This window comes from Pantoea sp. X-Soil-ISGK-421 (assembly GCF_059730785.1).
In genome coordinates this window covers 1688349-1712568 of the sequence record NZ_AP035979.1, presented here as the reverse complement: position 1 = coordinate 1712568, position 24220 = coordinate 1688349, and the positions used below count along the sequence as shown (strand labels likewise).

Below are 24220 nucleotides of genomic sequence, written 5' to 3'. Positions count from 1 at the left end.
GCATCATAATGGACTTTAAAAAGTTCGAGACCACTCTACAGCTGTGGGGGGATTTACACTTCACGGGAATAGAATTACAACAGCGTGATAATAAAAGCGAAATTTACGCCACCGGCACCAATAATCATACGCAGAGTCAGCTGTATATTTGCACGCTTTCTACCGAGATCGCTTCACATATACAGTTAAAACAGTTTCGGACGTGGTTGCATAGAATTAATATTGGCAAAGCGAAGCGCCGGTTGGCTCTCATTGCGAAGGATTGACAATATTGTCCCCGCGTGGGGGGACAGAGCGGAATATCAGGCGTCGTCAGGCGTATAGCCCACCACTATTTCCAGTGTCTTGCGCAGCACATCGGCTTCGGCATCACTTTCTGCGGTTTCCAGCGCCATAATCAGGCAGAGAATAATCGATTTATTACTGACGCGTCCTTCGGTGGCCAGCACGTGGCGGATAACCCTATCCAGCACTGCAGATTCATTTCTTAATGTGCTATCTGCATTGCGAAAATGCTCGGCCAGCTCGGTGTCAGGCAGTGCAGCATAGAGGTTGTGATTTTCCGACATAATTTCAGTCCCGTGATTGCGTATATGCTCGAATCTATATGCCTAAACGCGAGCCAATCGGTCAATGTTTACGGTTGTTGCCAGACTGTTCATTATTACCAAACAGCTGAAGAACGTTGTCTCTTTGCGGCTGCTCTTCCCGGCGCTTTTTCCCCGCCGAAATACTGTTGCGCACCTCGGTGATAGCGGCAGTGATGGCCGCACGCTGTTCGTCATTCGAGCTCTGTTGCTTCATCAACATCAGCTGATCCATCAGCGCCTGGGTATTGACGGGCCCCGTTCGCTGCAAGAGCGCCAGCGCCGCTTCGCCAATAATTTCATCGATTATTTTCTGGTGTTCACTTCTATTCATAACGAATTATTCATAACGAATCTCTGATCGCCGCTTCGCCCCGGTGCGGGGCGAAGACAGTGTGGGAGCGTTTTCAGAGTAAAATATTTATACTTGTACAAGTTTGACGTCTGACTGGCTCTCAGCTTTCGCGGTCGAATAATAAGCCAATCAGCTGATGATAATGATGCTCTTCTTCCGCATTAGCAGCCAGTTCCAGTCTGCGCAGCAGCTTGGTGCAGAGCGATTTGCGGTTGAGATTACGGCCTTCACGCAGGATTTCAACCACGATCTGACCCAATGTTTCCTGCTGCGATGGCAGCGACGCTTTGCTGAAGTAGTTGGCAATGGCCTCGACTGAACTCGGCGTGTATCCGTTCTGACGCATAATTGACCCCAATAAATGAAAAAGTTAGATCATTTGACCTAAGTAAAGTTGTACAGGTAGCAAAAAGCTGTACAAGGAGCTTACTCAAGTTGTTAGGTGGGGTTTGTTGCAAAAAGTGCTAATAAGTGTGAATTAGGATAATTGGAAAGCTTTTATTTCCAAATCCATGAGCTCAGCGCCGAAAGTTATCGACGCGTGAGCCCGCTGGGATAGTTAACTGTCGTCGGTGTCTGCCGAGGGCAGTCTGACACTGCCTTCCTGACGACTCAACCCGCGTAACGCTGAATGGACACGATTATCGCTGCCCGCCGGTTGGCGGTGCGTGAGCAACCATTGCTGGGCCTGGGCAATGCGTTGCAGCTGTTCACTGTTTTGCACTTTTTTCGCCATGCGCGCGAGCTCTGCCAGCAGTGATAAGACACTGACTTCCTCGCGGCGCACCAGTAGCGTATAGGCGGCTTCGCCGATAATTTTAGGTTGCGAATCTGACATCTTCTACCTCCTGAGAATATGGGCTTACGCTTGGTTCTCAGTACTTACTATAGATCATCGGCGTAGCGCCTTGTTAACAGAAAGCTCTGGTTATCTTGGGTTTTTGTTACTAACACGTTATGGTAATTGCCGTTCGGTTGCCGTGCTCGCACCGACGATGTGATTAATAACAAGAATTAAGCAAGGAAATCTGGCATGGAGTTTACCATACGCAAAGCCAAGGCAGAGGATGCAGAGCTGCTGCACCTGCTGGGGCGCATGACCTACAATGCGCATTTCAAACATATGTGGGTTTCCGCAGAAGAACTGGATGCCTTTATCGACAAGGAATATGGTCTGGCAGAGCTGAATAGCAGCTTAGCGGCGCCCAATGAAAGCTGGCTGATTGCCGAGACCGACAAGCCCATTGGCTTCGCCAAAGTCACCTGGAACACGCCGGTGCCGGATTCTGGCATGAGCGGCGCGTTGCTGAATAAGCTGTATCTCAATCCGGAAGAAACCGGGAAAAACTATGGTCGATGGATGTTTGAGAGCATCATCAATGAGGCGCGTGACAAACGCGAAGGCTATCTGTGGCTGGAAGTGTTAGGCAATAACGTACGCGCTCGAAAGTTCTATGAAGCCTTTGGTATGCAGCACATCAAAGACATTCCGTTTGTCACCGCCTCGCAGCAAAGCACGATGCAGATCATGGGGATGATGATTTAAGCGCAGCGGCAGGCCGTTTTCTGCAGAATAAATTCTCTTTGCTGCCAACTGTTTTGCAGATCATTGCCTGTTCTGGCTTGATCAAACTGCCTAATCGATATTACTGTATACATATACAGTAACGATTTGAGATCGCAGCCATGCAGTTTTTTCAGCCCGCGGAAATCCGCGCCATTTTAGCGTTACCCTTGTTCATCAGCCGCGTGCCCTGCGGCTTTCCGTCGCCCGCTCAGGACTATGTAGAACAACGCCTCGACCTCAACGATTTTTTAGTGGATCACCCCAGCTCTACCTACTTCATCAGAGTCAGCGGTGACTCGATGATCGACATCGGTATCCATGAAGGTGACATGCTGGTGGTGGACAGTTCGCTCAAACCCAAACACGGTGACATTGTGGTGGCGTCGCTTTCCGGTGAGTTCACCGTGAAACAACTGATGTTACAGCCTTACCTGCATCTCAAACCGATGAATGCCGCGCATGCGATTATCGCCATTCCTGACGCCGATGAGTTCGAAGTTTTCGGCATCGTTAAACACGTGATTAAAACCATAGGCCGCTGATGTTTGCCCTGGTGGATGTGAACTCCTTTTACGCCAGCTGTGAAACGGTGTTTCGCCCGGATCTGCGCGGCAAGCCGATTGTGGTGCTGTCGAATAACGACGGCTGCATTATTTCCCTGAGCCGAGAGGCCAAAGCGCTGGGCATCAAAATGGGCGCGCCCTACTTTAAACATCGCGAAGAGCTGATGCGCCATAAGGTGGTGGTGTTTTCGTCCAACTATGCCTTGTACGGTGATATGTCGCGCCGCGTGATGGAAACACTGGCGCTGATATCCACGCGCGTGGATGAATATTCCATCGATGAAGCCTTCGTTGACGTCACCGGCATCAATGCCTGCATGACGTTCGAACAGTTAGGCTGCGATATTCGCGATCGCATTTATCAAGACACTCATCTGCGCGTGGGTGTCGGCATTGCGCCGACCAAAACCCTCGCCAAGCTCGCCAACTGGGCTGCGAAACGCTGGACCAAAGCCGAGAACGTGATGGATCTCTCCTTGCCCCGCCGCCAGCGCGAGTTGATGAAACTCGTTAAGGTCGAAGAGGTGTGGGGCGTGGGCCGTCGCTTATCGCAAAAGCTCAACCTGATGGGGATTACCACCGCGTTGCAATTGGCTGAAACCCCGACTGCGCTCATCCGTAAACACTTTGGCGTGGTGCTGGAGCGCACGGTGCGTGAATTATGTGGCGAGTCTTGTCTGGCGTTTGAGGAGGTGATTCCCAATCGACAAAATATCCTCTGCTCGCGCTCGTTTGGTGACCGCATTACCGAATACCAGGATATGCGCGAAGCCATCGCCAATTACGCCGCACGTGCCGCAGAGAAGTTGCGCAGCGAGCGGCAATATTGCCGTCATATCGGTACGTTTATTCGCACCAGTCCACATGACCCGCATCATCCTTATTACGCCAATGCGGCCAGCCAAACCTTGATTACGCCCACGGCTGACAGTCGCGATATTATTCAGGCCACGCTCAACTGTTTAGATCGCATCTGGGTTCCCGGTAAACGATATATGAAAGGCGGTGTAATGTTGGGTGATTTCTTTAGCGATGGCGTGGCGCAGTTTGATCTGTTTGCTGAGTATCAGCCGCGCCATAATAGTGACCAGCTGATGGCACTGATCGACAAAATGAATGCCCATCAGCGCGGCGCGTTATGGTTTGCCGGACAAGGGATTCAGAAACCCTGGTCGATGAAGCGCGAGATGCTATCACCGGCCTACACCACCCGGCTGGCGGATCTGCCGGTGGCGAAGTAACCGCTTCACGCTTGAATTACACGCATGCCAATGCGATATTCAGGCCCTGACACAGCCACAGCTTAATAACATCCGGAGAACCTATGGCGAATGAAGAACGCGTAAAAGAGCTGGAAGAAAACGTTAGCCGACTGGAGATTGAAGTCGCTGCCTTGCGCGAGTTAATGATTAAGCAAGTGGCAGTTAATAACATCACCTTCAAGGGCAAATATGACGAGGTGATTATTCAGCTGGCGAAAGAATATGAAGAACGCGGCTTAGAGGACGAAAGCAATAGCCAGATGCATGAAGCGCTGCGTCAATATATCAAGTACCAGCTGCCCGCAGTGGAATAAGCCCATTATTCTCTCTGCTCATCTGACAAAGGCAGCACCGTCACGCCTTTCGCACCATCACGCCCTTCACGCTTTGCCCGGTACAAGGCGTGATCGGCGTACTCCAGCAGTTTCACCGCGCTGAGGCTGGCGGATGTGGCGGTGGTCGCGCAGCCAGCACTGAGCGTGACAAAGCCTTTGGGCGAAGAATCATGCGCAAGCTGCTTTTCCCTCACCGCGTCAACAACCCGCTGGGCAATGATCATCCCCTCATCGAATGAAGTATCAGGCAGGATGAGCGCAAACTCCTCGCCGCCATAGCGCGCGGCCATATCGGTTCGCCGCCCGGCCACGTTAGTTAACACCTCACCGATCACTTTCAAACACTTGTCCCCGGCAATATGGCCGTAAGTGTCGTTGTAGTGCTTAAAGAAATCGATATCCATCATAATCAGCGAAAGCGGTTTACCGCTTACGGCGACATTTGCCAGCGCGTCATGCAGGAAACGATCAAATTCCCGGCGATTTGCCAGACCGGTTAAACCATCAACATGCGCGAGTTTGTTCAGTGCAAGATTGGCGTTGTGCAGTTTGTCGCGCAGGCGGTGCAGCTCCTGCTGATAACGCAACACGCGACGCGCCTGACGCAGCTGGAAGGTGCCGAGTAGCATAATGGTCAGCAGCAGGATGATGCTGAGCAGAATATCCTGCGCCCGACGGTTGACCCATACATGGAAGAGATCGTCGCTGTTGTAACCGGCCGCGACAATAATAGGATAGCGATCGGAACGCGCAAAACCAAAGATACGCGGTTGATCATCAAGCACCGATTTCCATTGCCCGCTACCGCGATCCATTTTGGCCAGCATCTCCTGAAACAGCGGACTGGACGAGAGATTTTTTCCGATGAAACTGCCTGGCATCGGGCGGGCATACAGCACGGTGCTGTCAGCCAGCATTAACACCAGCACATCACGCGCACCAAGCTCGTAATAGCTGTAGAAACGACGGAAGAAGTCAACTCTGATGGTGGCCAGTAACACGCCCTTAAATCCACCGCTGGCATCACTGACGCGCAGGGAAACGGGGATCACTAACTCGCCGGTGCTGCGACTGTTGATCACCGGGCCGATATGCACGCTGTTGCGGCGATTAGTGCGCTGAAAAGCAAAGTATTCGCGATCGGAGTTATTGATATTGTTGGGCATGCGTTGCGCAGAGGTCGCAATCCACTTGCCGTCTTCATCGTAGTAGAACAAGCCGTGCAACTGCGGCAAGCGGCGTTGCAGTTCGCGCATGGTATTACTCAGGTCAGCGCCCTGAATACGCGTTGCGAGCTGTAGCTGCAGATCACGCTGAACCTGACGCAGCGACAGTTCCGTCTGCAAAAAGGTGTCTTCCGCCTGACGCGACTGTGATAACGCCAGATTCATCGCGGATTCCTGCGTCTGACGCACCGTGCCAAGCCAATCTTCACGCAAGGTCCAGATGCTCATGCTGGCCACCGTGATCAGCAGCAGCATGCCCGACAGCACAATGCTTTTCAGCAAACCCGCATCAGATGTTGTCGTGTTGTCCGTTTTTCTTTTTAACTGCATTTTGTCCTCTGTTTTCCGCACACAACAGAGTTAAGCAGGTAAACAGCGCTTCAGTAGACGATTAAGGTTATTTTTGGCACCATCGATAACTCATATGACCAGTAACGAAATATTACTGTAGTATGGCTCCACCACACTCAGTGGCAGCAACACAGCACGCGTTTACGACGAGATCATTCGGTAGTGGCATCTACCAAGCCCGCTTAGTGCGGGCTTTTTTTATTGCGATGCGGTTCAGCGCGGCAAACAATATGCCGCGCTAAATCGTTAAGCCGCGACGGTCAGCGCTTTTTTGCTGCGCGACCACACGCGATGGGATGCCATCAAGGAGAGGAAATCCGCCATAAAGGTGCCTTCGGCTTTAACGTCTTCCACCAGCCCTTCTTCAGCCTCGTTATCCTGCACGTTGAACTGTGCTTTAAACCGGCGCGCATCACCGCTCAGACCAATGACTTTGAGATGCTTGTATGCTTCCAGCAGGAAATAGCGCGCATCACCGCTCAGCAGCAACGCATCAATATTGCCATCTGGCACAATCACCGCATCAAAGGTCAGAGAAGGAAGACCGGTAAAGGTGGCGTCAACCGGCAGTACCGATCCGTCATCCGCCAGCACTTGTCCCATGTGCGCCGCCAGAATTTTGGCATGCACACCCTGCGCTTTTAGCGCCTGCAGAATCGCCAGCACGTCGGCGGCTTTTACCCCGTCACTCAGCAGTAACGCGACCTGACGGCCTTTAATATCGCCGCTCGGTTGCGCATACAGACTCAGGCTGTCATCTTTCTTCAGGCCGTTCACATCCTTCGGCGGAGCGGTTTTAAGCTGTTCATCACTGAGTTTCAGGCCCAGATTGGTGGCGACGGCCTGCGCCAGTGTGACATCAATTTGTAACAGATGATCGACCACACGTTCGCGAATGTAAGTACGCGCCACCTTACTCAGCTCAAATGAGTAGGCGCCGATAATATGCTGCTGCTCTTCCGCCGTCTGACTTAACCAAAATAGCCGTGGCTGCGAGTAGTATTCGCCAAACGACGGGCTACGCTCACGCACCTTGCTGCCTTCCACCCGCTCCTGGTAGCTCTCAAATCCACCCTCTTTGGCCGCAGGCGGAACTTCGCGTGGCCAGTTGTTATTGATGGAGTTCGGTTCGTAGTTGGCCGGGTTGGTATCGATTTCCGTGCGATGCATGCCCTGGCGCTGGAAGTTATGGTACGGGCAAACCGGACGGTTAATCGGAATCTCATGGAAATTCGGCCCACCCAGACGGCTGATTTGCGTGTCGGTGTAGGAGAACAAGCGGCCCTGCAATAGGGGATCGTTGGTGAAATCCAGCCCCGGCACGATGTGGCCCGGATGGAACGCCACCTGCTCGGTTTCGGCAAAGAAGTTATCCGGATTGCGGTTGAGCACCATTTTGCCCACCAGCTCCACCGGCACCAGCTCTTCAGGAATCAGTTTGGTGGCATCAAGAATGTCGAAATCGAATTTGAACTCGTCTTCTTCAGGGATCAGCTGCAAGCCCAGCTCATATTCCGGGAAATCACCCGCTTCAATGGCTTCCCACAGATCGCGACGGTGGAAATCAGGATCGCGACCGGTCAGCTTCTGCGCTTCATCCCACAGCAGCGAGGCTTTGCCCGCTACCGGTTTCCAGTGGAAGCGCACAAAAGTGGCTTTACCCTCGGCATTAATCAGGCGGAAGGTGTGGATGCCAAAGCCTTCCATGGTGCGGTAGCTGCGCGGAATGCCGCGATCCGACATCGCCCAGATGACGTTGTGCAGCGTTTCCGGCTGCAGCGACACATAATCCCAGAAGGTGTCGTGCGCACTCTGCCCCTGTGGAATTTCGTTGTGCGGTTCGGGTTTCACCGCATGCACGAAGTCCGGGAACTTATGGGCATCCTGAATGAAAAACACCGGCGTATTGTTGCCGACTAAATCAAAAACGCCCTCATCGGTATAGAACTTGGTGGCGAATCCACGGATATCGCGCACGGTATCGGCCGAGCCGGCGCCACCCTGCACAGTGGAAAAACGCACGAAGACGGGTGTGATTTTTTCGGCATCGCTGAGGAAGCCCGCTTTGGTCAATTTTTCCATGGAACGATAAGGCTGGAAATAGCCATGCGCCGCTGAACCGCGCGCATGCACGATACGCTCAGGAATACGTTCGTGGTCAAAATGCGTGATTTTTTCGCGCATGATGAAGTCTTCAAGCAGTGTCGGACCGCGTGAACCGGCGCGCAGCGAGTTCTGATCGTTGGCGATGCGGGTGCCCTGATTGGTGGTCAGGTCGGCGTTTTCGCCATTTTTACGATACTCGTCGAGCTGCTCAAGCTTATCGTTTTGCGTCGCGGGTGCTTTAAGGCTGCCGGGCGCGGTGGGTTGTTTGCCCGGTGGCGTCGGTTCGGCCGCGGGTTTATGTCCGCCGCCTTGCGGCGCTAAATCGCCTAAACCCGGCTCAGAGGTTTCCGGCCCTTTGTGCGGCGCGGTATGGGTTAAATTCTGTTCTTTTTTATCTTTCGACATGTTACATGCTCCTCCAGTTAAGACCCTATTAACTGTAGAGCAAAAATAGCGTTAAAATTCCGCTTCGCTTATAAATGATGTTTAAAGAGATTAATGAGGTTGATGTAAGGTGAGGTTATTTTAAGCAAAAGGTTAATTGGTTTTTAAATAATGAGATTAATCCTGATAAATACCGTTGTGTTTTTATCAATTGCCGCTGCGTTTGTCGTGCAGTCGCGCGTATTTGTGCCAGACTTGAAACAGAGAAAGCACGATAAAACATGGAGAACGTATGAGACATATCGTTTTAGCTTCGGTAATAATGATGTTCAGCGTCGGTGTTAGCGCAGCGGAAGGTGGCTACAAGTCAGGCGAAACCGCACCGCCACAAAACAATCAGGATGCGGGTTTTAAGGGTTCAGAAGATACCGGTCAAACACCCATATCGCGTATTCGGGATTTCCGTCAGGGCGGCTATGTCACCCTTGAGGGTCATATTATTGAAAAACTTAAAGGTGACAGTTATAAATTCCGTGATAATACGGGAACGATCACCATCAATGCCGAAAAGTCAGCGTTCAAAGAAAAAACCTATTCCGCCGATGATAAAGTTCGCGTCAGCGGAAAAGTGTATGGTCGTGGGGAACAAACCACATTGAAAGTATCACGTATTGATGAACCCTAAAGGTTGATTGATATAATCTTTACGTCTGCTGGGTGAGAAAGCCGTTTTGGCCTTCTCACCTTTTTACGCTTGCACCGTTCATATTGCGCAGCACATCATCGATTTCACATATAAGTTTTTCGCCATTCCTAAGGCACTATTTTGCGGGTATATTAGCTCGCATGTAGTGAATAGAACTCGTAAGAGTCTGAATGAGTTTTTATGGATAGAACGATTTATATTGTTGACGATGACCCCTCTGTCATCAACGCGCTGCAAAATCTTCTGAGCTCAGAAGGCTATCTGATCGCGACCTTTACTTCCCCCACGGAATTTTTGCATCAGCCGCATTACAGTACGCCGAGCTGTTTAATTGTCGATATGAACATGCCGGGTCTGGACGGTTTTGATGTCTCGCACGATCTCACCGCGCGCGGATACACTATTCCCACCATTTTCCTGACCGGCTTTGGCACCATTCCCCTGAGTGTCAGAGCGATGAAAGCCGGTGCCTTTGAATTTCTTACCAAACCGGTGATGCCCGATGATCTGATGCAAGTGGTAGCCGATGCCATGGCGCTGGCCGAAAAAAGCGCAGCGCTGTCACAGGAAAAAATCGCACTCACCGGGCGTTATCACTCTTTAACGCCACGAGAAAGGGAACTGATGCAGTTTGTCATTCGCGGTCTGTTAAATAAACAGATTGCCGCAGAAATGGTAATCAGTGAAATTACGGCAAAAGTGCATAAACGCCGGGTGATGGAAAAAATGGCGGTGCGTTCGGTTTCAGAATTGGTCAGAGCCGCTGAAAAACTCAACTTACTGCAAGATGAATAACGCCACGCGTTATATTGTAGGGTAATAACGGTGTGACGCTTCTCCCGCAAAATAGTGCGGGAGGAGAAGAAAAACTATTTATCAGTATTCACCGGCAACGTAAACCAGAATATGCTGCCGCCCTGCGGACGATTTTCCGCACTCAGTATGCCACCATGACGTTTAATTATTTCGTTACTGATTGTCAGGCCCATTCCCATCCCTTCCGCTTTTGTCGTATAGAATGAGTCAAATATTTTGTCAATAACCTCGGCTGATAAGCCGGTGCCGTTGTCAGCTACCTCAATACGAATAACTTTAGGATCAGGGTTGGATGATGAAAGTCGCAATAACCGCGTCCCCGGATGATCGGCCATCGCTTCAATGGCATTAATGACCAGGTTAAGCAGCACCTGTTGAATCTGTACGCGCTCGCAAAAGACCTCATCACATTCTGCTTTGATATCCAACTCTAACGAAACGGAGCGGCGCTCCAGTTCCAGACGCGACAAGGTTAAAATATCGCGTGCCAGCAGATGCAATCTGGCGGGTCCATACTCTGCGACGTTATTACGCGTGAGAGACTGCAGACCGCGAATAATTTCGCCGGCCCGCTGCCCTTCGTTGATAATTTCTTCAAGGCTCTGGCTGGCCTTATCCAGCTGGACCGGATCGCGCTTTAACCAGCGCAGGCTGGCGCCCGCATTCGCCACAATCGACATCAGCGGCTGATTGATTTCATGGGCAATAGAAGACGTCAGCTGTCCTACCGTGGTGGCCCGCGCAACGCGTGCGAGCTCTGCCTGCGCAATCCTGACGGCATCCTCAGACTGACGCTGCGCGGTGATATCCGTCAGCGTACCGAAATATTCAGCGACATCCGGCCAGTTTTCCACCGGCTCACCGATGCCCTTGATATAACGGCATTCACCGTCATCACGGATAATGCGGAATTCAGCCTGCATGCTCACGCCATTCGCCACGCTGGTTTCAATCAGCGCCTTCAGGCAGAGAATATCGTCCGGATGTACCCGCCGCTGAAACTCCGCCATTGAGGTGCTTACCTGCCCAGCCGGCAGCCCCATGATGCGTTTATATTCGTCCGATATCAGCTGGATATCCGGCGCCAGATGCCAGTGCCAGGTTCCGGTATTACTGATTTTTTCACCGAGCATCAGCGATGTCTGGCTGGCGCGCAGCTGTTTTTCAATTTTCCGCCGCTGGATGTTCTCTTCCACCAGCTCGGCATACAGCCGTGCGGTTTCCAGTGAAACCGCGGCCTGCGCCCCTAACATCGACACAATTCTTGAGTGCTCAGCGGTGAAGACCTCCGGCATCAGCCGGTTTTCCAGATAGAGCACCCCCACCATTTGTGCCTGACGGAACATCGGCACACACATCACCGCCGCACCGGAGGCAACCAGATAGTTATCCTGACTAAATGGACTGAACACTTCCGGTCTTCCAGTACGGATTTCCTGTCCGGTGCGGATCACCGCCGAGAGAATTGACAGCGGCAGATCGGTCGCAACCGGCAATTCCTTCACGATCTTAACTCTGACACCTTCCACCGTGGAGGACGCTCTGGCCTGTATTTCAGGTACATTGCCGTCAATGAGACGAATCAAAATACAGTGCTGAGCCCCGGCGCGCTCCACCAGCATCATCATCAAAATATGGATCAGCCGATCAAGATTGATTTCTTCGGTTAACGCGCGCATGGCGGTCACCATGCTCTGCACGTCGCTGATCGCCGCGCTTTGCTCAAACGTCACGGTGTTTAATGCGGTTTGTGGATGTTGTGTCGCCAGATGGGGATAGTGCATTTCAAGTTGACGAACTTTTGCCCCCGCGCCCCAGCGATCCCATGCAACCAGAGCGCCCTTAATATAGCCATCGGCGGCGAATGCCATGCCCCGATCACTGGCACAGCGCGCAGCAAGCTCACACGCCAGAGCATTGATATGATGGAACTGACCTTTGCGCGACAGTTCGATGGCGTTTTCATAGTGCTCAAGCGCCGATCCACTCTTATCTTCCAGCCTGAGCAATTCGGCACGCAGCAGCGCCGCTTTATCGGCAAAGGTGCCAGGATTCTCCGATGACCAGGTAATGATCCTTTCAAGATGGCGTTGCAGTTGTTGCCACTGACTGTCATCAACCTCATTCGGTTGCCGCGGTATCGTGAGTGACAGCGCGCTATACAGATGAAAATCCAGCATATGCACATGACCGGGAATAACGTCAGTCAGCGGTGCAGCATCAGCGAACTGGCCGTGGGCAGCGGCATATTCACCGGCAAAAAAATGGGCCATGCCTTTATACAACCGCGCCCAAAACTGCATCAAAAACGGCGGTTCAATGGCATTTTCCGGTTTAACCACGTTTAACGCTGGCACCCTGAAATCATCGCCGGACAACGTCTCGCCGGTAGGTTTACGTAAGAACATCACGTAATCCAACTGCATACCGAGAATCACTTCCACATCGCGATATTGCGCTTTGCGTACATAAACCATGCCGCGCATGATCGACGTATGCACCCCATCAAGATGGTCACCGCGCGCCAGGCAATTCATCGTGAGATGTCGCAGCGCCAAACATGCCGATGTGCGATCGCCGATATCCACCGCGACGTCAAAGGTGGTTTTAGCGCACTCAATGGCGTAACTCAGCGGCATGGTCCACACGCTGACCTGATCCAGCGGCATTAACGTACGCGCTTTGTAGCTGACGAAGTCGTGTTTATACACCAGCTCACGGGCCAGCAGCGCACTGGCAAATCCGCGGCTGTATTCGTCGTACTGATCGCCACACACCACGCCGTACCACGCCAGTGCCAGCGTGGATGCACCGCTGATGCCTTTGTCCATCGTCAGGTGCAGAAGTCTGCACAGGATAATGAACTGTAGCCTTGGGCTGATAAAGGCCGCGAAAGTACTGGCACTGGCCATCAGGTTCATGACGGCTTCGGTTTTGTGGCAGTTCAACCGCGGCAGTGAACGAAAGCGCGTGTAAGGATTTTTCCCTACATCCTCTTTCAGCAGCAGCCTGGCGGCATCGCACTCAGCTTTATCCGGAGAGCGGTTTAAATGAATGCCAAAAACCGCCAGCCAGGCTAAGGCGGTTTCCAATGCCAGTTGGCTGTCAGACTGCCGCATATGAATTTCAGCAATCAGCGTGGCCGCTTCGGCTTTATCTGTTACCGCACCGGGTGTGGCGAGAATCTCTGAACTCAACGCTAACGCGCCCGATAAATTGCCGTTTAAAAATTCACACTCCGCTTGCTCAAACAAAAATACGCCACTCTCCTCCTCGGCTGAGAGGGCGTTGAGCAATCGGGCGGTTTGCAAGAAACGCAGCGCAGACGCGTAATCCCCCATAATTTTCGCTCGTCGGGTCGCATTCAATAACAGCTGACAGAATGCAGCGGCTTCCGGCATCAAAAGTGTGCGGTTTTTCAGTGTGATGGTGTGGTGTGCGGCACTAAACAGTAGCGTATGCGCGCTATCCTCGCGGGATGCCTGCAGGTAATAGCCGGCGGCGGCGTAGTGAAAATCATCTTTTACTTCAGGCGAGAGCAACGTCAACGCGGCCTCATGCATGCTGTGATGCATAAAGGTGTAGGTGTTCTCTATCAGCGAGACAAGCCGGGCGTCAACGGCGGGTAATAACGTGGAGTGAATGGCAGTCACGGGTGTGCCCAGAATGCCGCCCAATATCTGCAGATCGCCCGTACTGCCGATGCAGGCCAGTCGGCCTAACAGCTGGCCCACCGGAAGAGGCAGCAATTGCAGCTGTTGCAGCACGCTGGCGGCAACGTTAGCGGTGTAATGGCTGTGTTTCAACGCCTGCGGGTTATAGCGCCATTTATGCGATGCAACGTGCGTGATGTGATTATCGCGCACCGCCTGGCGATAAAATTCTCGCGTGGCGAGCGGATTACCGGCGGTTTTTTCATGAATAATTTGCGCAAGCTCTGCCGTCTCCGCGCTACGCGTGTGAAAAAGCCCGGCCAGCCAGCTGGCAATATTTTTCACCGACAGCGGCTCGGGCGTCACATCCACAATGCGGGTGGCCGCCGCACGAATACGATCAAGACTGGCTGAGATCGTCGGACACGGCAACGAGGCGCGATCGCGGTGAGAAATCACCAGCAATAAGGGAATATCTTCGCTGGAACGCAGCAGATTCTGCAGCAGCTGCAAGGTCGCCTGATCGGCCCAATGCACATCATCAATCAGCAGGATCAGCGGTCGCCCCGGCACCGTAAAGGCTTTCACCAGGCTGCATGCCACCAGGTTCAGACGATTGCGTGCGTCCAGCGAACGCGCATCCGCCTGTACCGTGGCTTTCTGGTTGAGCAAGATGCCCAACTCGGGCACCAGATTGACCGCCAGTCCGGCATAATTACCCAGTTGGCGCGCAATATGTATTTTCCAGCGCGTCAACTCGTCGGCTGGCAGCCCGAGCAGATGCAGCGTCAGCGACCGGAACGCCGAGGTAAAAACCGCGTAAGGCAAAATGGGTGAGTGCTGATCGGCTTTGGTCACCGTTAGCAGCGCATTTTTATCCCGCAGAATTTTTAGCGCCGAGGCAATCAGGGACGATTTTCCTGAACCGGGCACGCCACCGATCGCCACCATGCAGTGTTTACCGCTGCTGCTCACCTCATCAAAAGCCGCCAGCATCTCACTGGCCTGAGCATGATCGCTATACAGTACGTCGGATAACAGTGTCGACGTCGGCATATCCTGTAATCCTAGCACGAAGGATTCCACTAAACCGTCAGGCATCAAATTTGACTCACAGCGCCGGAGATCGGCCAGCACGCCTTCGATCGTTTGATAACGGTGTTCGGGTGATTTAGTCAGCAGCCGTAAAATAATCGATGAGAGCACCAGAGGCACATCTTTGCGCAGCAAATGGGGCGGCAGCGCTTCGGAAGCAATGTGATGATGCACCCATTCAGCCACGCCGCCATCGGCGCTGCCATAGGGCAATCTGCCGGTCAGCAGCTCATAGAGCACGATGCCGAGGCTGTAGAGATCGCTCACCCGGCTGACAGCGTGCGCGGTGCGCGAGGTATGTTCGGGCGACATGTAGGCCAGCGTTCCACCGGTAATCGATGCACGCAGCGGCTGCTGTGAATCGGTTTCCTTAAACGCCAGGCCAAAGCCACCGAGGAGCACGTCACCTTGGTCGGTGAAGAAAAAATTAGCCGGTTTGATGTCGCCGTGGACCACGCCTTGCTGATGCAGCTTACTGAGTGCGTTGCACAGCAGGACGGCGCAACGGGTGAATTTGTGAATTTTACCCGCAGGCAGGCGCAGATAATCAGCCAGCGTTCGGTAGCTGAAAGCGCGGTAAATCAGGGCGTAGCGCCCATGATATAGCGTGTGTCTGAGGGGTTTTAGCGCCCAACCTTCCGCTAATGAGCTGCGCAGCGCGTACTCATTTTTCAGCAACTGAGTAACCTGAAAATCGGCCTCTTCTGCCGCAGCCGTGGCCAGAATGAAGCACTCATCGGAAATAAGATGTCGGCATTCGAGCCATTCAACCTGCCCTTCCTGAGCAAGAGGCGTGAAAACAATGTCGTCGCTGAGTACCAGCCCCGCGTCATCCGAAATATTTAACGACAGGAAAAGCGTGCTCATTGGCGCGCAGCCTGGGAGGGCAACGCCTGGCGGATATGTTCAAACAGCAGGTCGATATCAATGGGCTTTCGCATAAAGGTTATCGCGCCTAAGTTGATGGCATACCAGAGCATATTTTCATCACCGTTGCCGGAGATGATGATGCCGGGAGGATTCTTAAGATGTTTTACCAGCTCGCGAAACAATTCAAAACCCGACATGCCTTTGAGCTCAACATCAATAATGAACAGCGCAGCATCTTTCAGCGCCATTTCGTCCGCTAATAAAGCCTCAGCCGACTCAAACGCCTGCGTTGCGTAACCTTCCGACTGCAGCAGATTGGTCAGACCACTGCGAACAGTTCGTTCATCATCAACAACGACAATGCGCTGCGACAGCTGCATGCTGTTTTCCTTAATTATTATTCACTCCCTGCGGTGCGTCCTTAGGGGGTTTTGTCACCGGAGGGTGGCGGCGTGCCACTGATTTTTGGGACACATTCGTGACGGAACCAGGCCAGCGTCACCGGTTGACGGTTAATCAGGCGTTTGCACAGCGGGATAATCTGTTCGCCGACCAGCATACCAAACAGTCCCAGCAGCGCAATCACCGGCGGAGCCGGGGAATTGACGTCCATGACGGCATAAATGATGCCGACTAAAATGCCGACGGCGAGGGAAATCGCATAGGTTTTTAGCATCGTTATCCCGCCTGTTTAGGGGTTAGCGTGGCGGGTAGTGACGGCTGCTCGGCGGCAATCAAGCGCTGAGTATTAGGGTGCAGCGCGGCGGAGGCCGTTGGATGCGTCAGTTTGCCGCCCAGCGAACTGCCAATAATCATGCCCAACAATCCTACTAGCGCCACGGCGGGCGGAGCCGGCGATCGCACGTTGAGTAAGGCGTAAATCAGGCCGATAAACACGCCCGCAGCCAGAGAAACGAGTAAAGGACTCACAGGCCCTCCTTGCAAAAGAGGCAGGCGAGCCCAAAACGCGCTCGCCTGGAGGACGAATTAGCGAACTGGCGCGGCAACCGGAGCCAGAGTGCGATGCTCACTCTTCTGACGCGAAGGCGCTTTGTGCACCATGGTGTAAGCGTAATCAACACCAATGCCGTAGGCACCTGAGTGCTCTTTAGCGATATCCATCACGGCGTTATAGGTCTCTTTGTGCGCCCAGTCGCGCTGCCACTCCAGCATCACCTGCTGCCAGGTGACGGGAATCACGCCAGCCTGAATCATGCGCTGCATGGCATAGTCGTGGGCTTCTTTGGTGGTGCCGCCTGAAGCGTCCGCCACCATATAGATTTCGTAATCGCCTTCCAGCATGGCGCACAGCGCGAAAGTGTTGTTACACACTTCGGTCCACAGACCCGAAACCACAATTTTCTTTTTACCGTTGGCTGCCAGCGCATCACGCACTTTCTGGTCGTCCCACGAGTTCATGGAGGTACGCTCGAGAATGTCCTGACCTGGGAACACATCCAGCAGCTCCGGGAACGTGTTACCTGAGAAGCTCTCGGTCTCAACGGTGGTCAGCACGGTAGGAATGTTGAAAACTTTAGCGGCTTTAGCCAGCGCTACCACGTTATTTTTCAGGACCTGGCGGTCGATTGACTGCACGCCAAAGGCCATTTGTGGCTGCTGGTCGATAAAAATGATCTGGCAGTTTTGCGGCGTCAGTACTTCAAGTTTGCTCGTCGTCATGATGTTTTGTTCCATTGAGGTGAATGTCTGGACGCAGTGTAAGAACCTTCGGGCAGGCAAACTATTATCTATAGGTATAACTATACGGAGGTATACCTATCCTTTTGTATAACTAGACGCTTTCCCGCGCCCCTGAACATAATCCCTAACACGCAGTTAACCTGCGAAATCGGCAGGACATCTCATTCAGGAGGTTTTATGGTTACGTTAGGTAAAGCAGACATCATTTTGACCAATGGCCGGTTTCATACCGTCGATCGCGGCAATCCGATTGCCGAAGCCGTGGCGATGCGCGAGGGTAAATTTCTCGAAGTAGGCACTCTGGCCGAGGTGATGCAGCATCACTGTGAAGGCACCAAAGTGATTGACCTTAAAGGCCATACTGCCGTGCCCGGCTTGAACGACTCGCACCTTCACCTGATCCGCGGCGGCCTGAATTACAACCTCGAATTGCGCTGGGAAGGCGTGCCCTCCATCGCGGATGCCCTGCGCATGCTGAGAGAACAGGCGCTGCGCACGCCGTCGCCACAGTGGGTGCGCGTAGTGGGCGGCTGGACCGAGTTTCAATTCGCCGAGCGTCGCATGCCTACGCTGGATGAGATCAATGAAGCGGCGCCCGATACGCCAGTATTCATCCTGCATCTGTACGATCGCGCCCTGCTCAACCGCGCCGCGTTAAAGGTGGTGGGTTACACCAAAGACACGCCAAATCCACCGGGCGGCGAGATCCAGCGTGACAGCAATGGCAACCCAACCGGCATGCTGATTGCGCGCCCGAATGCCATGATCCTCTACGCCACACTGGCGAAAGGGCCGAAACTGCCGCTGGAGCAGCAGGTGAACTCCACACGCCAGTTTATGCGCGAGCTAAACCGTCTGGGCCTGACCAGCGCGATTGATGCCGGCGGCGGCTTCCAGAACTATCCCGAAGATTACGAAGTCATTGCTGAGCTGCATGAGAAGAAGCAGATGACGCTGCGTATCGCCTACAACCTGTTTACCCAGCGTCCGGGCCACGAGCTGGAAGATTTCGAAAAATGGACTGATATGCTGACGCCGGGCCAGGGCAGCGACTACTTCCGCCACAACGGCGCCGGTGAAATGCTGGTATTTTCCGCCGCCGATTTTGAAGATTTCCTCGAACCGCGTCCGGATCTGGCGCCAGGCATGGAAGATGAGCTGGAGCGCGTGGTGCGTCATCTGGTGGAGCACCGCTGGCCGTTCCGCCTGCATGCCACTTACGATGAATCGATCAGCCGCATGCTGGATGTGTTTGAAAAAGTGAACCGCGACATTCCGTTCAACGGTCTGCATTGGTTCTTCGACCACGCCGAAACTGTGACGCAGCGTAACCTTGACCGTATCAAAGAGCTGGGCGGTGGCATTGCCGTACAGCATCGCATGGCTTTCCAGGGCGAATACTTTGCCGAGCGTTATGGCATTGAGGCGACCCGCCACACGCCGCCGGTGGCGCGCATGCTGGAGACCGGCGTGCCGGTAGGTTTGGGAACCGATGCGACCCGCGTGGCCAGTTATAACCCGTGGACCGCACTTTACTGGCTGGTTTCCGGACGAACCGTGGGCGGCATGCAGATGTACGACGTTAACGCCCGCCTCGATCGTGATACGGCGCTGATGTTGTGGACGCAAGGCAGCGCCTGGTTCTCCAGCGAGCAAGGCAAAAAAGGCCAGATTAAAATCGGTCAGCTGGCCGACATGGTGGTACTGAGCAAAGACTACTTCAGCGTGCCCGAAGAGGAGATTAAAGGCATTGAGTCCGTGTTGACCATTGTCGACGGTAACATCGTGTATGCCGCAGGATCGTTCAGTTCAGAAGCGCCGCCATCGATTCCAGTGCTGCCGGAATGGTCGCCCGTGGTCAAGGTTCCCGGCCACTATCGCAGTGCGCCGCCCGCTGCAAATACCCGTGTCGGCATGATGCAACACGCGCATCACTGCAGCGGCCCGTGCGGCGTGCATTCCCATTCTCACGAAATTGCGCGCGGTGCTAACCTGCCGGTTTCGGAAGAGAACGCCTTCTGGGGCGCGCTCGGCTGCAGCTGCTTCGCCTTCTAAACCATGAAAAATTCACTCTCTCAGCCGCCTCGCATTGATGCGGGGCTGTTCTTCCTGCGGCTTACCGGCTGCCTGCTACTGCTTCACGTGCATGGCCTGCCGAAAGTGTTTCATTTCAGCGAAGAACTGACGCGTATTGAGGATCCGTTTGGCCTGGGTCCTTACATGAGTCTACTGCCGGCGATATTTGCTGAAGTGGTCTGTCCGCTGTTTATCCTGCTCGGCGTCTTTACCCGACTGGCCTGTCTGCCCATCATCGGTGTGTTACTGGTGGCGATGGTGTTTGTCCATCCCGACTGGAGCATAGCGGAAGGCCAGTTTGGCTGGCTGCTGCTGATCATTTTCACGACGCTGGCGCTCACCGGCGCGGGACGCTGGCGCCTTTTCAGCGCGGGATCATCGGAGGTGGCACGTGGCGCAGGTTAATGATGTTCATGACACGCCTGAGGCGGATTTACCAGCCGTACCGCTGACGGTTTCACCGTGGCAGCCGCTGCGTCAGCGAGTATTCCGTATGCTGTGGATTGCCACCGTGGTGTCCAATGTCGGTTCATGGATGAACGACGTAGGCATCAACTGGACCATGCTGACTCTGAGCGCCGACCCGCTCTCGGTGGCGCTGGTGCAAGCCGCCAGCAGCTTACCGATGTTTCTGTTTGCGCTGCCGTCTGGCGTGATGGCGGATATCGTTGATCGCCGTAAATATCTGCTGTTCTCACAGATTTGGGTATTCATTGCCGCAGCAGGCCTGACATGCCTTTCCTTTGCGGGGCTGGTCACACCGCTGGTGCTGTTGATTGCCGCTTTCCTGCTCAGCACCGGCGCGGCGATGAGCTCGCCACCTTTTCAGGCCATCGTGCCGGATTTGGTCAGCAAGGAAGAACTCGGCCCCGCGATTGCGCTCAACTCACTCGGTATCAATATCAGTCGCGCTATCGGCCCGGCGCTCGGTGGCTTGATCCTGTCATTTGCTGGTCCGTGGATGGTGTTTCTGCTCAATGCATTATCGGTACTGGGTGTCTTTATCGTGCTTTACGTTTGGAAAGCGCAGCCCAGTGTGCAGCGCCTACCACCGGAACACTTCTTCCCGGCGGTACGCGCGGGCGTACGTTATGTTCATGCCGCGCCGGTACTGCGCAATGTGCTGGCGCGTACCATCGCCTTCTTTGTGTTTGGCAGTGCTGGCTGGGCATTATTGCCGCTGGTGGCTCGACGTGAACTGGGGCTCGGGCCGGGCGGCTACGGCATTATGTTGGGTTGCATCGGCATGGGCGCAATTTGCGGCGCACTGCTGTTGCCGCGCCTGCGCAAACGCTTTAATCCGGATCAATTGATGGTGCTCGCCAGCATCATGTTTGCTGCCACTATGCTGGCGCTGGCGTTTATTCGTCACGTCTGGCTGCTCAATGCGTTTGAGTTCTTTACCGGCTTTGCATGGATCGCCGTGCTCTCCACGCTCAACCTTGGTGCGCAACGCAGCGCCGCCAAATGGGTGAAAGCCCGTGCGCTGGCGGTCTATCTGACCGTGTTTTTTGGCTCGATGACGTTAGGCAGCGCCCTGTGGGGACAACTGGCATCAACATTCAGCATTCCCTTCTCACTGTCTGTCGCCACCGTCGGCATGCTGCTGGCCAGCCTGACGGTGCTGCGCTGGCGGCTCGATCAAGATCCGGATCTGAACCTCGATCTCAGTACGGTTAACGATCCGTTGCCCGAGCTGCAGATTCGCCACGATCGCGGGCCGGTAATGGTCAGCTATCACTATCAAATCGACCGTAGCGATGCGCATGCTTTTGCGGTCTGCATGCAGGATATGCGTCGTGTCAGACGGCGGGGCGGCGCGCTCAATTGGTCTCTGTATGAAGACATGCTGCAGCCCGGCATTTTTGTCGAGACCTTTGTCGTCGGCTCATGGATGGAACATTTGCGGCAGCGCGAGCGTTACACCATGAACGATCAAAAGATTCAGAACCGGGTGCTGGGTTTCCATCAGGGCACAGACCTTCCGGCAGTACGTTATCTCGTGGCGCCTGAATAAGGCGCTCTCATCAATCAACATCAATAAGGCACAAACATGAGCACATTTAAGACGCAAGATGGTACAGCCATCTATTTCAAAGATTGGGGCACCGGCAAGCCAGTGCTGTTCAGTCACGGTTGGCCGCTCGATGGGGATATGTGGGACAGCCAGCTTAATTTCCTGGCGGAGAAAGGCTACCGCGTAATCGCTTTCGATCGCCGTGGCTTTGGTCGTTCCGATCAACCGTGGGAAGGCTACAACTACGACACCTTTGCCTCTGATATCAATGACCTGATCACCCATCTGGATCTGCAAAACGTGACGCTGGTCGGTTTCTCGATGGGCGGTGGCGATGTCGCGCGCTACATCAACAATTACGGTACCGCCCGCGTGGACAGTTTAGTGCTGTTAGGTGCGGTGACACCGATTTTCGGCAAAGCCGCCGATTATCCAGCAGGCGTCGATTTATCGGTGTTTGAGGGCATTCGTCAGGGCTTACGAAAAGATCGTGCGCAGTTCATCAGTGATTTTGCGACGCCGTTCTACGGCACCAACGCCGGTCAAACGGTTTCACAAGGCGCGCTAACGCAGACATTGAATATTGCCCTGCTGGCCTCGCTGAAAGGCACCATTGATTGTGTTACCGCCTTCTCTGAGACAGATTTCCGTCCAGACATGGCGAAAATCGACGTTCCTACGCTGGTGATTCACGGCAGCAACGACCAGATCGTGCCATTCGAAACCACCGGGAAAGTTGCCGCCGAAATGATCGCCGGGGCGCAGCTGAAAGTGTATGACAATGCCCCTCACGGCTTTGCGGTGACGCATACCGATCAGTTGAATGCGGATTTGCTGGCGTTTCTGCAGTCACTGTAACGGGAATGACCTTGATCGGCCGGTTTGACCGAATGCCAATCCGTTAAGCACGGCTTAAAATTACCCCACGCCGTAGCGGCGCGATTTATCGCACAATGCATTGCGCCGCTACAAGTCGTGCGCTCGGCAAGTTACGTTTTCACCTCTTAGCTCAGTGTGACTGAATACCTATTGCAGCGCGGTGGCGGCGAATTTTTCTAATGCCGCCCCGTCGAGTCGATAACGAACCCACTCATTTAAGGGCAGCGCATCAATACTGAGATAGAACTCTCTGGCCGACTGATCCCAATCTAACGCGCTCCACTCAATACGATTGCACTGGTGATTAACCGCGTGCTGCGCGACATACTGCAGCAGCGCTTTACCTGCGCCCAGTCCGCGAAAATTGGGCGAGAAGTACAAATCTTCCAAATAGAGTCCGCGACGCCCGAGCCATGCCGAGTAGCTACTGGTAATCACGGCATAACCGGCGGTTGAGCCATCAATCTCACACATCAACGCTTCACTATTACTTTCGGGAGTGAATAGCATCTTTCTGATCTCTTCAGCGGTAGCTGATGACTGCTGCAATCCATGCTCATAAACCGACAACTCAGCAATCATGCCGTAGATGGCGTCCGCGTCTTCAGGATTGGCTGGCCGAATCGTTATCTTCATTCATTATTTTCTGACTTAATCATATTGATGCTACCCAGCATAATGGGTATTGTTCGATGAAATAAGTGCAATAAAATCAATGATAGGTGAATTTCATGCATCATGTTCTGCGTCGACTGGACTTGAATCTCCTCCCCGTTTTCGACGCAGTTTTCAGACATCGCTCGGTCAGGCTGGCCGCGATTGAACTCAGTTTGAGTACCTCTGCGCTAAGCCACGCGCTCTCCCGATTACGTGAATTTTTTAACGATCCTCTGTTTTATCGCGAGGGCCACAAAATGTGTCCCAGCGTCTATGCCTGTCAGCTGGCGCCCTATATTGCCGAAACGCTAACCGGGCTAAATCGGCATCTCAGCCCGGTGCAGCCTTTTAATCCCCTAACCAGTGATGTCTGTTTTAGAATTGCGGTAACGGATTACACCGCTTTTTGTGTATTTCCGGGGCTGATGCATGCGCTGACAACGACGGCACCCAACCTGAGTTTTGAACTCTGCCATTTACCGCATAATCCGGCACTGATTGAATTACTCGCCGGTGAAATCGATATGGCGCTAAGTTTTAGCGAGCCGGACGGCATGCATCATCCCGATCTGGAAGAGACCGATTTATTCAGTGATGAATTTATTGTGGTTAGCAATGTGCAACGTTCCAGTCTGAGCCTGGAGGAGTATCTTGCTGCTGGGCATCTGGTCGTTACGCCGTGGAATGAAAAACAGGGATTACTGGATCCCCATCTTGAACAGATAGGTTTTAAACGTCGCATTACCATGAGAACACCATCAATGCTTAGCGCGCCGTTTATTGTCGCAGAAAGCGAACTTCTGATGGCGATCCCCTCATTCGTGGCCGGCAAAATTAAACAGGCCGCAGGGGTGAAAACGTTCAGGCTGCCGTTTCCAGCACCCAGGTTCACGGTGAAAATATATTCACACAAACGAAGCGGTAAACGAGAACCGACCGAATGGATTAAATCCATGATGGCCAGCACGATGAACGAGGCAGAGTACCGCTTTGAGGAGTAATACTGCGGACCCT

The 24220-nt window shown here is 53.5% G+C and carries 23 protein-coding genes; 11 read left to right on the top strand and 12 right to left on the bottom strand.

Features of this window, described 5'->3' with window-relative positions:
* Positions 1-302 precede the first annotated feature (302 nt).
* The 4 genes from AC6I8K_RS07985 to AC6I8K_RS07970 all read right to left on the bottom strand — a co-directional run bounded on the left by AC6I8K_RS07985 (position 303) and on the right by AC6I8K_RS07970 (position 1780).
* Positions 303-569: a biofilm development regulator YmgB/AriR family protein gene (locus AC6I8K_RS07985; RefSeq protein WP_064740980.1), complete on the bottom strand. Its 267-nt coding sequence runs from the start codon at positions 567-569 to the stop codon at positions 303-305.
* 61 nt (positions 570-630) lie between these two features.
* Positions 631-921, bottom strand: coding sequence for a YnaE/YdfK family cold shock protein (locus AC6I8K_RS07980; RefSeq protein WP_064740979.1), 291 nt, complete (start codon positions 919-921; stop codon positions 631-633).
* A gap of 121 nt (positions 922-1042) precedes the next feature.
* Entirely contained in the window at positions 1043-1288 is a 246-nt protein-coding gene (gene ycgZ, locus AC6I8K_RS07975) for a regulatory protein YcgZ (protein WP_483817228.1), read from the bottom strand.
* 213 nt (positions 1289-1501) lie between these two features.
* On the bottom strand, positions 1502-1780 hold the full coding sequence (locus tag AC6I8K_RS07970) for a hypothetical protein (protein WP_497826492.1): 279 nt from the start codon (positions 1778-1780) through the stop codon (positions 1502-1504).
* Between the two features lie 195 nt (positions 1781-1975).
* Here AC6I8K_RS07970 and AC6I8K_RS07965 point away from each other — a divergent pair, with 195 nt between their 5' ends.
* From AC6I8K_RS07965 to AC6I8K_RS07950, 4 genes are all read left to right on the top strand, one after another.
* Positions 1976-2488, top strand: coding sequence for a GNAT family N-acetyltransferase (locus AC6I8K_RS07965; protein ID WP_064740976.1), 513 nt, complete (start codon positions 1976-1978; stop codon positions 2486-2488).
* A gap of 140 nt (positions 2489-2628) precedes the next feature.
* Positions 2629-3051, top strand: a complete 423-nt coding sequence (gene umuD, locus AC6I8K_RS07960) for a translesion error-prone DNA polymerase V autoproteolytic subunit (protein WP_497826491.1) — start codon at positions 2629-2631, stop codon at positions 3049-3051.
* Positions 3051-4313, top strand: coding sequence for a translesion error-prone DNA polymerase V subunit UmuC (umuC, locus tag AC6I8K_RS07955; protein ID WP_483817226.1), 1263 nt, complete (start codon positions 3051-3053; stop codon positions 4311-4313). Before umuD ends, umuC begins: the two co-directional genes overlap by 1 nt.
* A gap of 83 nt (positions 4314-4396) precedes the next feature.
* Positions 4397-4648 (top strand): hypothetical protein, encoded by a 252-nt coding sequence (locus AC6I8K_RS07950; RefSeq protein WP_064740969.1) that lies wholly within the window; start codon positions 4397-4399, stop codon positions 4646-4648.
* 5 nt (positions 4649-4653) lie between these two features.
* Here AC6I8K_RS07950 and AC6I8K_RS07945 read toward each other — a convergent pair whose 3' ends face one another.
* Both AC6I8K_RS07945 and katE read right to left on the bottom strand, forming a co-directional pair.
* Positions 4654-6225, bottom strand: coding sequence for a sensor domain-containing diguanylate cyclase (locus AC6I8K_RS07945; RefSeq protein WP_497826490.1), 1572 nt, complete (start codon positions 6223-6225; stop codon positions 4654-4656).
* Positions 6226-6492: 267 nt separating this feature from the next.
* Positions 6493-8757: a catalase HPII gene (gene katE, locus AC6I8K_RS07940; RefSeq protein ID WP_497826489.1), complete on the bottom strand. Its 2265-nt coding sequence runs from the start codon at positions 8755-8757 to the stop codon at positions 6493-6495.
* A 271-nt stretch (positions 8758-9028) separates the two neighbouring features.
* Here katE and AC6I8K_RS07935 point away from each other — a divergent pair, with 271 nt between their 5' ends.
* The gene (locus tag AC6I8K_RS07935) at positions 9029-9421 is read left to right on the top strand and encodes a YgiW/YdeI family stress tolerance OB fold protein (RefSeq protein ID WP_064740966.1); all 393 of its coding nucleotides are present in this window, start codon (positions 9029-9031) and stop codon (positions 9419-9421) included.
* A 201-nt stretch (positions 9422-9622) separates the two neighbouring features.
* Positions 9623-10237, top strand: coding sequence for a response regulator transcription factor (locus AC6I8K_RS07930; protein WP_483817224.1), 615 nt, complete (start codon positions 9623-9625; stop codon positions 10235-10237).
* 74 nt (positions 10238-10311) lie between these two features.
* Here the strand turns inward: AC6I8K_RS07930 and AC6I8K_RS07925 are convergent, their stop codons facing one another.
* The 5 genes from AC6I8K_RS07925 to AC6I8K_RS07905 are packed head-to-tail and all read right to left on the bottom strand — an operon-like array spanning position 10312 to position 17556.
* Positions 10312-15873, bottom strand: coding sequence for an ATP-binding sensor histidine kinase (locus tag AC6I8K_RS07925; protein WP_497826488.1), 5562 nt, complete (start codon positions 15871-15873; stop codon positions 10312-10314).
* Entirely contained in the window at positions 15870-16256 is a 387-nt protein-coding gene (locus AC6I8K_RS07920; RefSeq protein WP_064740963.1) for a response regulator, read from the bottom strand. Before AC6I8K_RS07920 ends, AC6I8K_RS07925 begins: the two co-directional genes overlap by 4 nt.
* 41 nt (positions 16257-16297) lie before the next feature.
* Positions 16298-16552 carry a XapX domain-containing protein gene (locus tag AC6I8K_RS07915; protein ID WP_064740962.1) on the bottom strand — a complete coding sequence of 85 codons (255 nt, stop codon included), beginning with the start codon at positions 16550-16552 and terminating at the stop codon, positions 16298-16300.
* A gap of 2 nt (positions 16553-16554) precedes the next feature.
* Positions 16555-16806, bottom strand: a complete 252-nt coding sequence (locus AC6I8K_RS07910) for a DUF1427 family protein (RefSeq protein WP_497826487.1) — start codon at positions 16804-16806, stop codon at positions 16555-16557.
* Positions 16807-16863: 57 nt separating this feature from the next.
* The gene (locus AC6I8K_RS07905; protein WP_064740960.1) at positions 16864-17556 is read right to left on the bottom strand and encodes a hydrolase; all 693 of its coding nucleotides are present in this window, start codon (positions 17554-17556) and stop codon (positions 16864-16866) included.
* A gap of 198 nt (positions 17557-17754) precedes the next feature.
* On the opposite strand from AC6I8K_RS07905, the gene AC6I8K_RS07900 reads away from it, so the two are divergent.
* The 4 genes from AC6I8K_RS07900 to AC6I8K_RS07885 are packed head-to-tail and all read left to right on the top strand — an operon-like array spanning position 17755 to position 22528.
* Positions 17755-19632 (top strand): amidohydrolase, encoded by a 1878-nt coding sequence (locus AC6I8K_RS07900; RefSeq protein ID WP_064740959.1) that lies wholly within the window; start codon positions 17755-17757, stop codon positions 19630-19632.
* A gap of 3 nt (positions 19633-19635) precedes the next feature.
* Positions 19636-20058: a DoxX family protein gene (locus tag AC6I8K_RS07895; protein WP_483817221.1), complete on the top strand. Its 423-nt coding sequence runs from the start codon at positions 19636-19638 to the stop codon at positions 20056-20058.
* Positions 20045-21670 (top strand): MFS transporter, encoded by a 1626-nt coding sequence (locus AC6I8K_RS07890; RefSeq protein ID WP_497826486.1) that lies wholly within the window; start codon positions 20045-20047, stop codon positions 21668-21670. The genes AC6I8K_RS07895 and AC6I8K_RS07890 overlap by 14 nt, the downstream gene beginning before the upstream one ends.
* A 36-nt stretch (positions 21671-21706) precedes the next feature.
* Positions 21707-22528, top strand: coding sequence for an alpha/beta fold hydrolase (locus tag AC6I8K_RS07885; protein WP_483817220.1), 822 nt, complete (start codon positions 21707-21709; stop codon positions 22526-22528).
* A 168-nt stretch (positions 22529-22696) separates the two neighbouring features.
* Here the strand turns inward: AC6I8K_RS07885 and AC6I8K_RS07880 are convergent, their stop codons facing one another.
* Positions 22697-23185, bottom strand: a complete 489-nt coding sequence (locus AC6I8K_RS07880; RefSeq protein ID WP_064740955.1) for a GNAT family N-acetyltransferase — start codon at positions 23183-23185, stop codon at positions 22697-22699.
* Between the two features lie 95 nt (positions 23186-23280).
* Here AC6I8K_RS07880 and AC6I8K_RS07875 point away from each other — a divergent pair, with 95 nt between their 5' ends.
* Complete coding sequence (locus tag AC6I8K_RS07875) at positions 23281-24207, top strand: LysR family transcriptional regulator (protein WP_483817219.1); 927 nt, start codon at positions 23281-23283, stop codon at positions 24205-24207.
* Positions 24208-24220: the final 13 nt, after the last annotated feature.